Raw genomic sequence first — 14,065 nt, forward strand, 5'->3', positions numbered from 1 at the left:
ACTAGATCCCCTTGAAGGGTCGTTCGAGACCAGGACGTTGATAGGTCAGGTGTGTAAGCGCAGTAATGCGTTCAGCTAACTGATACTAATTGCCCGTAAGGCTTGATCCTATAACAAGTCTGTTTCGACAGTCGTTAGCGCTTCAGCGCTCTACGAATGTCGAACGTCGAGTGCAAGGCACTCGACGTACAGCGGTTGAACTACCGCGTATGTGTGAGATACAACCTCACAACCCAACGAAATTACTGCTTCTTCCCAGATTGGTTGTGCTGCGAAGCCAGCGCAACAACCCCTTTTGCCTGATGACCATAGCGAGTCGGTCCCACCCCTTCCCATCCCGAACAGGACCGTGAAACGACTCTACGCCGATGATAGTGCGGATTCCCGTGTGAAAGTAGGTAATCGTCAGGCTCCCTAAGCCAGAAACCCCCGCCCGAAAGGCGGGGGTTTTTGCATTTCAGCGGCGGAAATGCTTTGCGAGCGGGATGGACAGCAGGCTGGATACAGCTCCGCGTCACTCCTACCTCCAGGCACGTTTCCCAGCGCCACACCTCGATCTGGCGGAAACCGGGGGGCGAATGCGTCGACCCAGGCCTCCAATGTTCTCCCGACGCTCTCTCTGGACCACACACATCCATCGGCCTCCCATTAGTCCCCATCAGACGTCGATTTATCCACGAATGGCGCGATGATGGCTGACGATGGGCGATGTTTTGTCGAAAATGGCTGGCAATTGATGTGTTCGGGCAAAAGGCATCTTGCACCATCTACCGGTCCTTCGACGCGGTGTATCGACGTGATCGCCGGCACACACAACAAACTCAGCGCTAAATCATCACAAAAATCTATGCGCATAAAGTCCATTCGCGCGACATGCCCTGCAGAGCGGGGTGCAAGCCCTTCGGGGTAATATCACCGTTCGTCCCGATCCCCGGTGCTTCCAGGCAACCGCCGGCGGTCGGGGTCCGCCGTATCCCGTCTCCCGCACCGTTCATGACTGATAACCCTGCACAAAGTGGTCGGACGACCGACTTCTTGCCGTATCTCGTCGCCGCAACGTTCTTCATGGAGTACCTCGACACGACCGTGATCGCGACCGCGCTACCGCAAATGGCGCGCTCGTTCGGTGTCGGGCCGAATGCGCTGAGCCTCGGGATGACGGCCTACATGCTGGCACTGGCAGTGTTCATCCCGATCAGCGGCTGGATCGCGGACCGGTATGGCTCGCGCACGGTGTTCGCCAGTGCAATCGTCGTCTTTACCGGTGCGTCGGTGCTGTGCGGGTTGTCCGAAGGTGTCGTGACATTCACCGCTGCGCGCCTGCTGCAAGGCGTCGGCGGGGCGATGATGGTGCCGGTCGGGCGCATGATCGTCGTTCGCAGCACCGAGAAGGCGAAGCTGATGCGCGCGATCGCGACGATCACGTGGCCAGGCATCGTCGCTCCTGTCGTCGGGCCGCCGATCGGCGGCTTCATCACGACCTATGCATCATGGCGGTGGATCTTCCTGCTGAACGTCCCGTTCGGCATTGCCGCACTGGTCTGCACCTGGCTGATCGTCCGGAACACGCGGGCCGACGAGCAACGACCGCTCGACTGGGGCGGCTTCGTACTCGCCGGAGGTGCGCTGACCTGTCTGTTGATCGGCACCGAAGCGGCCGGCCAGCAGGACGTCCACTTTACGCGCGCAGCCGTCCTGGTGGGCGCGAGCGTGGTGTTCGGCATCGCCGCCTGGTGGCATGCGCAACGTTGTGCACATCCGCTGCTCGACTTCACGACATTGAAAGTGCCGACGTTCTCGGTGACCGTGATCACCGGGTCGATCACGAGGATGGCCATCAATGCCGTGCCGTACCTGCTGCCGCTGCTGTTCCAGATCGGTTTCGGGCTGTCGCCGTTCCAGTCCGGCCTGCTGCTGCTCGCGAGTGCGCTCGGCAATCTCGGGATGAAGGCGGGAACGTCGTGGATTCTCGACCGCTACGGCTTTCGGCGCGTCGCACTCGTCGACGTGACGATAGTCGGCCTCTTCACGATCGCGTGCGGCTGGCTGACTACATCGACGCCACTGGCGATCACGCTGTTCGTCGTATTTGTCTACGGACTGACGCGGTCGATGCAGTTCACGACGCTCGCGACGCTGGCCTATGCGGATATCCCGGCCCAGCAGACAAGCGCGGCCAGCACGTTGTGGAGCGCTGCTCAGCAGATGACGATCGGAATGGGCATCGCGTTCGGTGCGTTGTCGCTTCGACTCGCAGCGTTGGTGCGGGGCGATGCGGCCGGCATGCACTACGTACTCGACGACTTTCGCTGGGCATTCGTCGCAGCGGGCGTGCTCGCATTGCTGACGTTGCCGGGCTACGCACGGCTCGCCTCCGATGCGGGTGATCGATTGCGGGCGAATGTGGCGCGCGGGTAGGTCGGGTCCCATCGACGTTGTGCTGCGACAGGTGAGTGCTTCTGCTTCCTGTCGCTCACTTGAGACGTCGATCCGACGAGTCGCGACGGTCTGCAGCGAATCGAAAGCGATCATTTGCCGGATTGGATGGATGAACTGGTCGCGCGCCGATGTCCGTTTGCAAAGAATCCGGATGGGTAACGAGCGATTGGCATGCCGGATGCGCGGCATTTCCCGCACAAATCCGTCTGCGTGACGGATGGCCTGCGAGCATCGTGCGTATTCCGCTCGCCGTCACTGCGCGTCATGGAAGATGATGCCGACCGTGTGGCGATGGCCGTTCCGAATCCGGCTGACGCCGTGACGCAGGTTGACGCGATAGACGCCGCGCGTTCCCTGCACGGGCCTGCCGTGCACGGCGAAGATGACGGCGTCGCCTTGTGTCAGCGGCACCACTTCCGCGCGCGATTGCATGCGTGGTCGCTGTTCCGTCAGCACGAACTCCCCACCCGTGAAATCACGGCCGGGCGCCGACAGCAGGATCGCGACCTGGAGCGGAAAGACATGCTCGCCATACAGGTCCTGATGGAGGCAGTTGTAGTCGTCGGCGCCGTATTGCAGGATCAGCGGCGTCGGTCGCGTCTGTCCTGCTGCATGGCAGCGAGCGAGGAAGACCGCGTGGTCTGCCGGATAGCGGACGTCGATCCCGAGTGCCGTGTTCCAGCGATTCGCGATTGGCGCGAGATGCGGGTAGAGCGTCGCACGCAGCTCGGCGATGACCGCGGGGAGCGGATACGCGAAATACTTGTATTCGCCGCGACCGAACCCGTGCCGCGCCATCACGACGCGCGAGCGATAGAGCGCATCGTGAGGATAGAGCGACGCGAGCGTCGCGCATTCGCTGGCCGAGAGCAGGCCCGGCACGCGCGCGCATCCGTAGCGATCGAGATCGGCATCGACAGTCGTCCAGTCGATCGCATCGACGCGTTGCGCAATTTCCAGTGATTCGACGGCAGGTTGCAGGTCGGCAATGTTCACGGGCATAGCTCGGTTCGTCAGCAATGTAGCGCCATGCAGTCGTGCGGAATGCTTCGGGCACGTCGTCCGCACGGTCGAGTCCACGGTAAATGTTGATGAGCCCAGTCTACGGATGTCGATGCGCCGGCGCGCTCCAGATCTTGCGCTTCAATTCGGGAAAGGAAGAGGGGGAGCGTTCGCGACGGCATGGACGCACGGAATGCCTCGACGAGTCGAGTTGGCGAGACGGAGAGACGGGACAGCGAGGGACAAGGGTCGAATCTTCTCCAGCAGGTAGCCGGCTCCGCCCGGCCACCCGCTGCATCACCGCTTACGCCACCGACCGGAACAGCCAATAGAGCCCGCCGGCAAGCACGATCGACGCCGGCAGCGTCAGCACCCACGCCAGCACGAGGCTGCGCACCGTGCCCCACTGCAAGCCCGATCCGTTCGCCGCCATCGTGCCCGCGACGCCCGACGACAACACGTGCGTCGTCGACACCGGCAATCCGTACACGTCGGCCGCGCCGATCGTGAGCATCGCCACGAGTTCGGCCGATGCGCCCTGTCCGTACGTCAGATGCTGCTTGCCGATTTTCTCGCCGACGGTCACGACGATCCGCTTCCAGCCCACCATCGTGCCGAGGCCCAGTGCGATCGCGACCGCCACCTTCACCCACGTCGGAATGAACTTGGTCGCGTGGTCGAGCTGCTTGCGATAGTTGTCGATCGCGAGCTTGTCGTCGGCGGCGAACGCGGGCCGGCCGGACTTCTCGATCAGGCGGATGGCTTCGGAGACCAGATACATCGTGTTGCGTACGTTGTCGACGTCGCGTTGCGGCACGGCCGCCATCGAGCCCGATGCACCGACGGCGGTGGCGAGCGACGCGGACAACTGCTGTACGGCGGGGATCACGGCCGGCGTCAGTTCGCGATGCTGGACGTAAAGCTCGACGTCGGCACGCGGGTTCGCGGACGGTGCAACGCCGTTCGTGTACTTCCCGAACGTCGCGGCGGCCTGGTTCGCGACCGCCACGAAGGTCTGCGTCTCGGCCGGCGTGACGGCCTTGTTCAGCGCATAGGCGGTCGGCACCGTGCCGATCAGGATCAGCATGATGAGCCCCATCCCTTTCTGGCCGTCGTTCGAGCCGTGCGCGAACGACACGCCCGTGCAGGTCAGGATCAGCAGGCAACGAATCCAGAACGGCGGCGGCTGGTCCTTCGGCGGCTCCTTGTACAGCTCCGGAATCCGCACGAGGGTTTTCAGCACGAGCAGCAGCAGCGCCGCGCACAGGAAGCCGACGAGCGGCGAGAGCAGCAGCGACTTGCCGACGCCGAGCGCCTGGCCCCAGTCGACGCCGCTCGTGCCGGACGGCCCGTGCATCAGCTGGTTCATCAGCCCGACGCCGATGATCGACCCGATCAGCGTATGCGAGCTCGACGACGGCAACCCGAAATACCAGGTCGCGAGGTTCCAGACGATCGCGGCGATCAGCAGCGCGAACACCATCGCGAAGCCCGCACCGCTGCCGACCTGCAGGATCAGCTCGACCGGCAGCAGTTGCAGGATGCCGAACGCGACGGCGCCGCTCGAGATCATCACGCCGAGGAAGTTCCACAGGCCGGACCAGATCACCGCGACGTTCGGTGTCAGCGAGTGCGTATAGATCACGGTGGCCACCGCGTTCGCGGTGTCGTGGAAACCGTTGACGAATTCGAAGCCGAGCGCGATCAGCAGCGCGGCGCCGAGCATCAGGTACGGGAACAGCGATCCTTCGCGCATCGGCGACAGATCGTCGATCAGGTGCGTGGCGATATACACCGCACCGATCGCGAGCACCAGCAGGAAGACGGCGTAGCCGAGCTGCTTGGTGCGCTCGACGGAACCCGAATTGTTCGGGGCAGACGAAGCAGGCTGATTCATGACGGTATCTCGTAAGGGAACCGCGACTGATCCTAGCTTCGGCTAGCAGTCAGTTTGATGACAGCAGGGACAACGAACGGCGTGTCTTGCAGCGGCGTAAGGTGAACGTCGCCAGGCAATCGCGATACGACGCGACACGTCGGCTCGTGTCGTGCCCGATATTGCGAATGCAACACGGCGAGCGGCTACGTCGCAGTGTCGCGCCGGTCGTCGGCGGCGATCAACGTCCATCCGTGCGGCGACGCAGCGAATCTCGTGCACGACAGTGGTGCGACGTCGATGCGGATTGCCGCGCCGGGATCCATTCGCAGCGCATGCGCGACGGCCGCGCGAACGATCGGCGCATGCGTGATGGCGACGATGTCGCGGCCGTGTTGCAGCGCGTTCAACCATGTGCCGACGCGGCGCATCGCTGCAACGAACGATTCGCCGCCGTGCGGGGACGCGGAGGGATCGCCGATCCACGCGCCCAATTCGTCAGGCAGGTCGCGCACGAGGTCGTGCAGCCGCTTGCCGCGCCAGTTTCCGTAGTCGATGTCGCGCAGCGCGTCATCGATGGCGGCACGCAGGCCGAGCGCATCGGCGGTCTGCACCGCACAGCGGGCCGGGCTGCACAGCACGCGCGCGCCGGTCACGCGTGCCCACCGGTCGTGCAGTGCCGCGGCGTCGGCGAGCCCGTGCGCGTCGAGCGGGTCGTCGTCGGGAAACGTACCGGTGCGCATTGCCCGGGTCGAGGCGTGCGCGATCAGGCGCAGCGAGGCAGGCATGTTCATGTCGTTGTTCGGATGATCCGGGACGAGTGAATGCGATCGCCGGTCGCCGCTTCAATACGCGAACGTTCGCGCGTACAATTCGCCCGATACGAAACGCGGAAGCCGGTGCAATTCCGGCGCGGTCGCGCCACTGTAACCGGTGATCCATGATCCCGGAAGCCAGACCTGCCTTCGTACCCATCCAACATTTGTCGGGGCGCGATTCCCCTGAGGTGCATCCATGAGCGAAGCAGTGCTGAAGCCGGCGGTCGTGCCGGCACCCATCCCCGTCCGCGAACTGTTGCCGTGGGCCGTGTTCGTCGGCCTGATCCTGTTGCTCGCGCTGTATTTCGTCGGTGCGGAACAAGGCGCGACGTCGCTGGTGCCGGGCATGTATGTCCACGAGTTCGTCCACGACGGCCGCCATCTGCTCGGCTTCCCCTGCCACTGACGCGGAGTTCACGATGGTCGGAAAGCTGCTCATGCGCGGGATGCTCGCAGGCATCGCCGCAGGCCTCCTCACGTTCGGTTTCGCGAAAATCATCGGCGAACCGCAAGTCGATCAGGCAATCTCCTTCGAGGAAAAAACCGAAGCCGCCCGAGGCGAAGCACCGGAACCCGAACTGGTCAGCCGCCACACGCAAGCCGGCCTCGGTCTGCTGACGGGCGTCGTGACCTACGGCGCGGCATTCGGCGGGCTGTTCTCGCTCGTCTTTGCGTATGCGTATGGCCGAGGCAGCCGCCTCCCGGCACGGCCGCTGGCTGCGTGGCTTGCGCTGGCGTCGTTCGTCGCGCTCGTGATCGTGCCGAACCTCAAGTACCCGGCGAATCCGCCGTCGGTTGGCGACCCCGACACGATCGGCTATCGCACGGGGTTGTTCTTCCTGATGATCGCGATCTCGGTCGCGACGATGGTGTTCTCGGTCAGCGTGCGCCGCCATCTGCTGGCGAAGCTCGGGCAGTGGAACGCGTCGATCGTCGCCGGCCTCGTGTTCGTCGCGATCATCGCGGCCGTGCAGATCGGGCTGCCGTCGGTCAGCGAGTTGCCGGCCGATTTCCCGGCGGCCTTGCTGTGGAAGTTCCGCGTGGCGGCCATCGGCATGCAGGTGATCATGTGGACGACGATCGGCTTGCTGTTCGGCGCGTGGGTCGAGCGCGGCGAACGCATCGGCATGCGCGCCGCCTGACGCACAGCGCAACGGGGCGTGCCTAGCGCAGCATGCGTGGCGCGCTCCACGTCGATTCGCGCGCCAGCGCGACGAACGCGGCCAGATAGTCGATCGATGCCGGTATGGCTGAGCGCCGATTGCGTGAGGTGCAGCACATGGGCGGCCGCGGTCAGCGAGCCCTGGCGCTCGACCTCACGAATGACGACGAGATGGAATCGTTCCAGCATGGATATCGCTCGCGCAACAGGTGCATGAATAAATTTAATGGATAAATGAAATAATTCCATTTTATTTCATGATTTGAAATCCCTATCATGGCTCCCGGACATGCAATTTCTCTTCTGGACGGCAGCTCATGGTCACGACACACAACCTCGGTTTTCCGCGCATCGGCGCGAAGCGCGAACTCAAGTTCGGTCTCGAACGCTACTGGAAGGGCGAATCGTCGCGCGACGAGCTGAAGGCGCTTGGCGCCGAGTTGCGCCAGCGTCACTGGAACGACCAGCGCGGTCTGGACCTGGTGCCGATCGGCGACTTCGCGTTCTACGATCAGGTGCTCGACATGAGCTTCACGCTCGGCAACCTGCCGAAGCGCGTGCAGGGTTTCCACGGCGACGTGCTCGACAACTATTTCCGTGTCGCACGCGGCCGTTCGGCGCAGTCGGCGGACGCGCATGCCGCGTGCTGCGGTGGCGTCGCGGCCGGTGAAATGACGAAGTGGTTCGATACGAACTATCACTACATCGTGCCTGAATTCCACGCGGACACGAACTTCTCGCTCGACCCGTCGCGCCTGCTCCAGCAACTGGCGGAAGCGCAGGCACGGGGCGTGGCTGCGAAGCCGGTGATCCTCGGCCCCGTCACGTATCTGTGGCTCGGCAAGGCGAAGGACGATTCCGACCGCCTCGCACTGCTGCCGAAGCTGCTGCCGGTGTACGGCGCGCTGCTCGACACGCTGACCGCGCAGGGCGTCGAATGGGTGCAGATCGACGAGCCGATCCTCGTCACCGAACTCGACGACGAATGGCAACAAGCGTTCAGGACCGCGTACGCCACGCTCGAAACGCGCCGCATCAAGGTGCTGCTCGCGACGTATTTCGGCCAACTGCAGGGCAATCTGGCGCTCGCGCGTTCGCTGTCGGTCGACGGCCTGCATGTCGATGCGATCAACGCACGCGACGAAGTCGACGCGCTGGCCCGTGACCTGCCGGCCGGGCGCGTGCTGTCGGTGGGCGCGATCAACGGCCGCAACATCTGGAAGACCGACCTGAACGCGACGCTCGACTGGCTCGAGCCGCTCGCGAAGCAACTGGGCGATCGCCTGTGGATCGCACCGTCGTGCTCGCTGCTGCACGTGCCGGTCGATCTCGCGAGCGAAGAGAAGCTCGATGCGGAAATCCGTTCATGGCTCGCGTTCGCGCTGCAGAAGCTCGACGAGCTGAAGGTCCTCGCGACCGCACTGAATGAGGGCCGCGACAAGGTGGCCGACGCGCTGGCCGCGAACGCCGCCGCGATTCATTCGCGCCGCCAGTCGCCGCGCGTGAACAACCCGGCGGTGAAGGCCGCGATCGCCCGGATCGACGCGCAGCTCGGCAACCGCGCGAGCCCCTATACGCAGCGCGCGCCGAAGCAGTCGGCGCGCCTTAACCTGCCGGCGTTCCCGACGACGACGATCGGCTCGTTCCCGCAGACCGGCGAAATCCGTCAGGCCCGCAGCCAGTTCAAGGCCGGCGCGCTGGACGAAGCCGGTTACCGCGCGGCGATGCAGGCCGAGATCGAACGCAGCGTACGCGAACAGGAGTCGCTCGCACTCGACGTGCTCGTGCACGGCGAAGCCGAGCGCAACGACATGGTCGAATACTTCGGCGAGCAGCTCGACGGCTACGCGTTCAGCCAGTTCGGCTGGGTGCAGTCGTACGGTTCGCGCTGCGTGAAGCCGCCGATCCTGTTCGGCGACATCAGCCGCCCGAAGGCGATGACGGTCGAATGGATCACGTACGCGCAGTCGCTGACGAACAAGCCGATGAAGGGCATGCTGACCGGCCCGGTGACGATCCTGAACTGGTCGTTCGTGCGTGACGACCAGCCGCGCTCGGTGTCGTGCTACCAGCTTGCACTGGCGATCCGTGAAGAAGTGCTCGATCTCGAGAAGGCCGGCGTGCGCGTGATCCAGATCGACGAGGCCGCGCTGCGGGAAGGGCTGCCGCTGCGCCGCGCGCAGTGGGGCGAGTACCTGAAGTGGGCGGTCGAATCGTTCCGTATCGCCGCGAACGGCGTGCAGGACGATACGCAGATCCACACGCACATGTGCTATTCGGCGTTCAACGACATCATCGCGTCGATCGCCGACATGGATGCGGACGTGATCACGATCGAGACATCGCGCTCGGACATGGAGCTGCTCGACGCGTTCGACACCTTCAAGTATCCGAACGAAATCGGGCCGGGCGTGTACGACATTCATTCGCCGAACATCCCGACGCAGGCGCACATCGTCGGCCTGATGAAGAAGGCGGCCGAGCGGATTCCGGCGGAACGCCTGTGGGTGAACCCGGACTGCGGCCTGAAGACGCGCCAGTGGGCGGAAGTGATTCCGGCGCTGACGAACATGGTCGCCGCCGCGAAGACGCTGCGCAACGCGGTGCAATAACGCGCGCAGGTTGCGTGCCGGCCGCCGCGCTCGATGATCGGGCGGCGCGGCCGGCGGCGTGACTTATGCCGTGACCGGGTGGCCCGGTGTCACGGGCAGTGCGCGATCATGCGCGCTCGTGTTCGAGGGGCCCCGCGAGCATCTCGGGTGAGGGCGTCTCGGCAATGATGCGGCGTTCGCGTGCGAGGTCGAGCGACCGCGACAGCAGCCAGTACGTAGTACCGGCGACGACCAGGCCGACGAGCCACGCGATATCCACGCCGCCGAGCAGGCGAGCGAACGGCCCGACGAAAATCTCGCGGTTTGCTTCGGCGTCGAAGATATAGAAGAACGGCACCATCGCCGCGAAGCCGACAAGGTAGGCGACGATGCCGCGCGGTTGCCACGCGCCGTAGAGCCCGTTCGGCATGAAGAAGTGCGCGATCGCATAGTGACCGCGGCGCACGAAGAAATAGTCGACGAGATTCACGGCGGTCCACGGTACGAGGAAGTAGAGCATCAGCGTCAGGAACGTCTGCAGCAGCGCGATGCCGTTGCCGCGGATCGCGAATACGCAGGCCAGCACGAACGTGCTGATCGCGATGATCGATGCCACGCGCGCGCGGCGCGTCGGCCGGATCGGCACGATCGAATCGGCGGCGGTCAGTACGGTCAGCATCGCGCTGTACGCGTTGAGCGCGATGATCGGCAGGAAGCCGACCAGCGAGACGATCGCGATCAGCTTGCCGAGGCCCGGCACGAGTGACGAGCCGACGTCGTTCATCGCGACCAGCGCATCGGCCGCATGCAGCTTCTGCGCGAGCCACGCGCCGAGGCCGATCATCCAGGTGCCCGACAGCGACGCGCCGGCGAAGATCACGGCGATCAGCTTCGCGCGGCGCGTGTTTTTCGGCAGATAACGCGAATAGTCCGACACATACGGGGCATACGAAATGTTGTAGCTCGCGGCGATCGCGAATTGCGTGGCGAACGCGATCCAGCTGAAGCCCGGAGCGGCAACCGGTGCAACGGTAGCGGGTGCCGGCGTCGCATGGCCGAACGCGAGCGCGAGTGTCACGAGCGCATAGAGCGGCAGTGTCGCGATCAGCGCCCACGTGAAAGTCCGGTGCATCAGGTCATGGCCGTAGATGGCGAGCAGCGCACCTGTCGTCACGGCGGCGATGGCGACGAAGCCGCCATCGATGCCGAATACGTTGTGCACGCCGTCGACCAGCAACGACACGTTGACGACATTGAAGCCCACGAACACGAACAACGTCGCGAGCAGCGCGACGATCACGCCGCGATAGCCGAACTGCGCGCGCGACTGGATCATCTGCGGCAGCCCCATCTCGGGCCCCTGCGAGCCGTGAAACGCCATGAAGATCGTGCCGAACATGATCCCGAGGGCGCCCGCGAGCGTCGTCCAGCCGGCGGACAGGCCCATGCCGGGCCCGACGAAGCCGATCGAGATCGTGAAGAAATGGAAGTTGCCGAGGAACCAGAACGGGCCCTGGCTGGCGAGTTTCGCGTGGCGCTCGTGTTCCGGAATGTAGTCGATCGAGTGGTGCTCGATCGCAAGGCCGGCCGATTCGGTGCGACCGAGATCGAGCGTGTCGGGGCGGGTCATGACGACTTGTCTCCTGGGTCGTGCGCGGTTCGGCAGAGCGACCGCGTGCGCCAGCCTGCCGCGACGTCTGCGTGGCAGGCGATGAATAGCATGGAACCGGGAGGCGGTGCGACGCACCGCCGACGCGTACAACGAAAAACGGGCAGGCGAGGTGCCTGCCCGTTGCGAGCGGTTACGCGGTGCGTGTGCCGCGCGGCAGCGGCGTTTCCTTCTGATTTGTCGCGCCCGCATCGTCGATGCTCACGCGACGCGAGATCAGCCACACGCACAGCGACGACAGGATAGCGGCGCTCGTGTACTGGAGCGCGAGCGGCCACCATTGCGGCGCGCTGTTCTGCGCGATGAGGGTCGCGACGAGCGGCGTGAGGCCGCCGGCGAGTGCGCCGCACACCTGGTATGCGATCGAGATCGCCGTGTAGCGGATGCGTGCGACGAAGATGCCGCTGACGAAGCCCGCAACCACCGAGTAGTAGCCCGATTCCGCGAGCGTCGCGAGGCCGACGCCGACCGTGATCGACAGCGGCGTGCCCATGTGCACGAGCGGCAGCATGACGAACGGGACGATCGCGGCCCATGCGCCGGTGATCAGCAGCACGCGCGTGGTGCCGAAGCGCTGCGCGAGGAACGCGGCCGCGAGCTGCACGACGAACTGCAGCACGGCGACGATCGTCATGCAATGCAGCACCATCGACCGGTCGAGCGACAGGAACTGCGTCGCGTAGCTGATCATGAAGATGTTGCTGAAATACACGCCGGCGATGCCATACACGTTCGCGCCGATCGCGAGCAGCAGCAGCGGCCAGTACTTGAGCGCTTCGCGCAGCGGCTTTTGCGCGATGTTGCCGCTCTTCTTGACCTCTTCGAACTCGGGCGATTCCGACACGCTCGCGCGGATCACGAAGCCGACGATCAGCAGCACGGAGCTTGCCAGGAACGGCACGCGCCAGCCCCAGCTCATCATGTCTTCCTTCGACAGCGTGCTGATCGCGCCGAACGCGAGCATCGACAGGATCAGGCCGCTCGCGCTGCCGAGCTGAGCGAACGACGCGAAGAACGTGCGCTTGCCTTCCGGCGCATGCTCGCCGGCGAGCAGCACCGCGCCGCCCCATTCGCCGCCGACCGCGATGCCTTGCAGCACGCGCATCAGCACGAGCAGGATCGGTGCGATCACGCCGGCTTGCGCATGAGTCGGCAGCAGGCCGATCGCGACGGTCGACACGGCCATCAGCATCAGCGTCGCGAGCAGCGAGCGCTTGCGGCCGAAGCGGTCACCGAGGTAGCCGAACATCACGCCGCCGAGCGGCCGCGCGAAGAAGCCGACCGCGAACGAACCGAACGACGCGAGCAGGCTGATGAAGCGGTTTTCGCCGGGGAAGAACAGCGGCCCGAACACGATGGCGGCGGCGGTCGCGTAGCTATAGAAGTCGTACCACTCGATCGTGGTGCCGACGAACGACGCGAGCGCCGCCCGCTTGGGTTGCTTGACGGAAGTCCCCATCTTTATGTGTGCTCCTCTGAATCCTCTGATTTGGAATAAGTGGCGGCGCGGGGATCAGTCGCGGTACGCGACGCCCGGCAGCACGCACAGCAGCTCGTACGCGAGGTTCGCGCCGAGCAGCGCCGTGGTGCCGAACGGGTCGTACGGCGGCGCGACTTCGACGAGATCGCAGCCGACGATGTTCAGCCCCTTCGCGCCGCGGATGATCTCGAGCGCCTGCGGCACCGTGAGGCCCGCGATTTCCGGCGTGCCGGTGCCCGGCGCGTAGGCCGGGTCGATGCCGTCGATGTCGAAGCTGATGTAGACGGGCGTGTCGCCGACGCGCGCGCGCACTTCTTCCATCAGCGGCGCGAGCGACTTGTTCCAGCACTCCTCGGCCTGGACGACGCGGAAGCCCTGCTCGCGGCACCAGTCGAAATCCTCGGCGGCGTAACCGGTGCCGCGCAGGCCGATCTGCGTGACCTTGTCGCCGTGCAGCAGGCCTTCCTCGACCGCGCGGCGGAACGGCGTGCCGTGCGCGATCTTTTCGCCCATCATCGTGTCGTTCACGTCGGCGTGTGCATCGACGTGGATCAATGCAACCTTGCCGTGCTTGCGGTGGATCGCGCGCAGGATCGGCAGCGCGATCGTATGGTCGCCGCCGAGCGTGATCGGCTTGCAGTCGTGCTCGAGGATCGCGTCGTACGCCGCTTCGATGCGCGCGATGGAATCGTGCAGGTTGTACGGATTGATCGCGACGTCGCCGATGTCGGCGATCTGCAGCGAATCGAACGGTGCGGCGCGCGTGGCCATGTTGTACGGGCGCAGCAGCACGGATTCGGTACGGATCTGGCGCGGGCCGAAGCGCGCGCCGGTGCGGTTGGACGTGCCGAGATCGAACGGCACGCCGACGAAACAGGCGTCGAGGCCTTCGGCGCTCGCCACGTGCGGCAGGCGCATCATCGTCGCGATGCCGCCGCAGCGCGGCATTTCATTGCCGCCGAGCGGCTGGAAATGGGTGTGGTCGTTCATGGGGCTGTCTCTTCCGATGTGGGGTTGCCGTATCATGC

Annotated in this window: 10 protein-coding genes, 2 rRNA genes, 1 pseudogene and 1 riboswitch; of the genes and pseudogenes, 6 read left to right on the forward strand and 7 right to left on the reverse strand. The window is 64.9% G+C overall.

Annotated elements, in window-relative coordinates; translation table 11 throughout:
• From CFB43_RS19360 to CFB43_RS19370, 3 genes are all read left to right on the forward strand, one after another.
• Positions 1-110: ribosomal RNA gene (locus CFB43_RS19360) — 23S ribosomal RNA — on the forward strand; the annotation flags it as partial.
• A 188-nt stretch (positions 111-298) separates the two neighbouring features.
• Positions 299-411: ribosomal RNA gene (rrf, locus tag CFB43_RS19365) — 5S ribosomal RNA — on the forward strand.
• A gap of 582 nt (positions 412-993) precedes the next feature.
• On the forward strand, positions 994-2,418 hold the full coding sequence (locus CFB43_RS19370) for a DHA2 family efflux MFS transporter permease subunit (protein WP_089496181.1): 1,425 nt from the start codon (positions 994-996) through the stop codon (positions 2,416-2,418).
• A 273-nt stretch (positions 2,419-2,691) separates the two neighbouring features.
• Here the strand turns inward: CFB43_RS19370 and CFB43_RS19375 are convergent, their stop codons facing one another.
• The 3 genes from CFB43_RS19375 to CFB43_RS19385 all read right to left on the reverse strand — a co-directional run bounded on the left by CFB43_RS19375 (position 2,692) and on the right by CFB43_RS19385 (position 6,111).
• On the reverse strand, positions 2,692-3,435 hold the full coding sequence (locus tag CFB43_RS19375; RefSeq protein WP_089498072.1) for a 2OG-Fe(II) oxygenase: 744 nt from the start codon (positions 3,433-3,435) through the stop codon (positions 2,692-2,694).
• 310 nt (positions 3,436-3,745) lie between these two features.
• Positions 3,746-5,338: an inorganic phosphate transporter gene (locus CFB43_RS19380; protein WP_089496182.1), complete on the reverse strand. Its 1,593-nt coding sequence runs from the start codon at positions 5,336-5,338 to the stop codon at positions 3,746-3,748.
• Between the two features lie 185 nt (positions 5,339-5,523).
• The gene (locus tag CFB43_RS19385) at positions 5,524-6,111 is read right to left on the reverse strand and encodes a histidine phosphatase family protein (RefSeq protein WP_089496183.1); all 588 of its coding nucleotides are present in this window, start codon (positions 6,109-6,111) and stop codon (positions 5,524-5,526) included.
• A 49-nt stretch (positions 6,112-6,160) separates the two neighbouring features.
• Positions 6,161-6,298: riboswitch (cobalamin riboswitch) on the forward strand.
• 33 nt (positions 6,299-6,331) lie between these two features.
• Here CFB43_RS19385 and CFB43_RS19390 point away from each other — a divergent pair.
• Together CFB43_RS19390 and CFB43_RS19395 are read left to right on the forward strand one after the other, a co-directional pair.
• Positions 6,332-6,541: a CbtB domain-containing protein gene (locus CFB43_RS19390; RefSeq protein ID WP_006488502.1), complete on the forward strand. Its 210-nt coding sequence runs from the start codon at positions 6,332-6,334 to the stop codon at positions 6,539-6,541.
• Positions 6,542-6,554: 13 nt separating this feature from the next.
• On the forward strand, positions 6,555-7,277 hold the full coding sequence (locus CFB43_RS19395) for a CbtA family protein (RefSeq protein WP_089496184.1): 723 nt from the start codon (positions 6,555-6,557) through the stop codon (positions 7,275-7,277).
• A gap of 101 nt (positions 7,278-7,378) precedes the next feature.
• Here the strand turns inward: CFB43_RS19395 and CFB43_RS39200 are convergent.
• Positions 7,379-7,546 (reverse strand): annotated as a pseudogene (locus tag CFB43_RS39200) (LysR family transcriptional regulator); the annotation flags it as partial.
• A 68-nt stretch (positions 7,547-7,614) separates the two neighbouring features.
• Here CFB43_RS39200 and metE point away from each other — a divergent pair.
• Positions 7,615-9,909 carry a 5-methyltetrahydropteroyltriglutamate--homocysteine S-methyltransferase gene (gene metE, locus CFB43_RS19400; RefSeq protein WP_089496185.1) on the forward strand — a complete coding sequence of 765 codons (2,295 nt, stop codon included), beginning with the start codon at positions 7,615-7,617 and terminating at the stop codon, positions 9,907-9,909.
• A gap of 106 nt (positions 9,910-10,015) precedes the next feature.
• Here the strand turns inward: metE and CFB43_RS19405 are convergent, their stop codons facing one another.
• The 3 genes from CFB43_RS19405 to speB all read right to left on the reverse strand — a co-directional run bounded on the left by CFB43_RS19405 (position 10,016) and on the right by speB (position 14,027).
• Complete coding sequence (locus CFB43_RS19405; RefSeq protein ID WP_089496186.1) at positions 10,016-11,518, reverse strand: purine-cytosine permease family protein; 1,503 nt, start codon at positions 11,516-11,518, stop codon at positions 10,016-10,018.
• A 172-nt stretch (positions 11,519-11,690) separates the two neighbouring features.
• Complete coding sequence (locus CFB43_RS19410; protein WP_089496187.1) at positions 11,691-13,016, reverse strand: MFS transporter; 1,326 nt, start codon at positions 13,014-13,016, stop codon at positions 11,691-11,693.
• Positions 13,017-13,070: 54 nt separating this feature from the next.
• A complete protein-coding gene (gene speB / locus CFB43_RS19415; RefSeq protein ID WP_011353980.1) occupies positions 13,071-14,027 on the reverse strand; it encodes an agmatinase in 957 nt (318 codons plus the stop codon).
• Positions 14,028-14,065: the final 38 nt, after the last annotated feature.

Source organism: Burkholderia sp. AU15512 (assembly GCF_002223325.1).
In the GTDB taxonomy this organism is placed as follows: domain Bacteria; phylum Pseudomonadota; class Gammaproteobacteria; order Burkholderiales; family Burkholderiaceae; genus Burkholderia.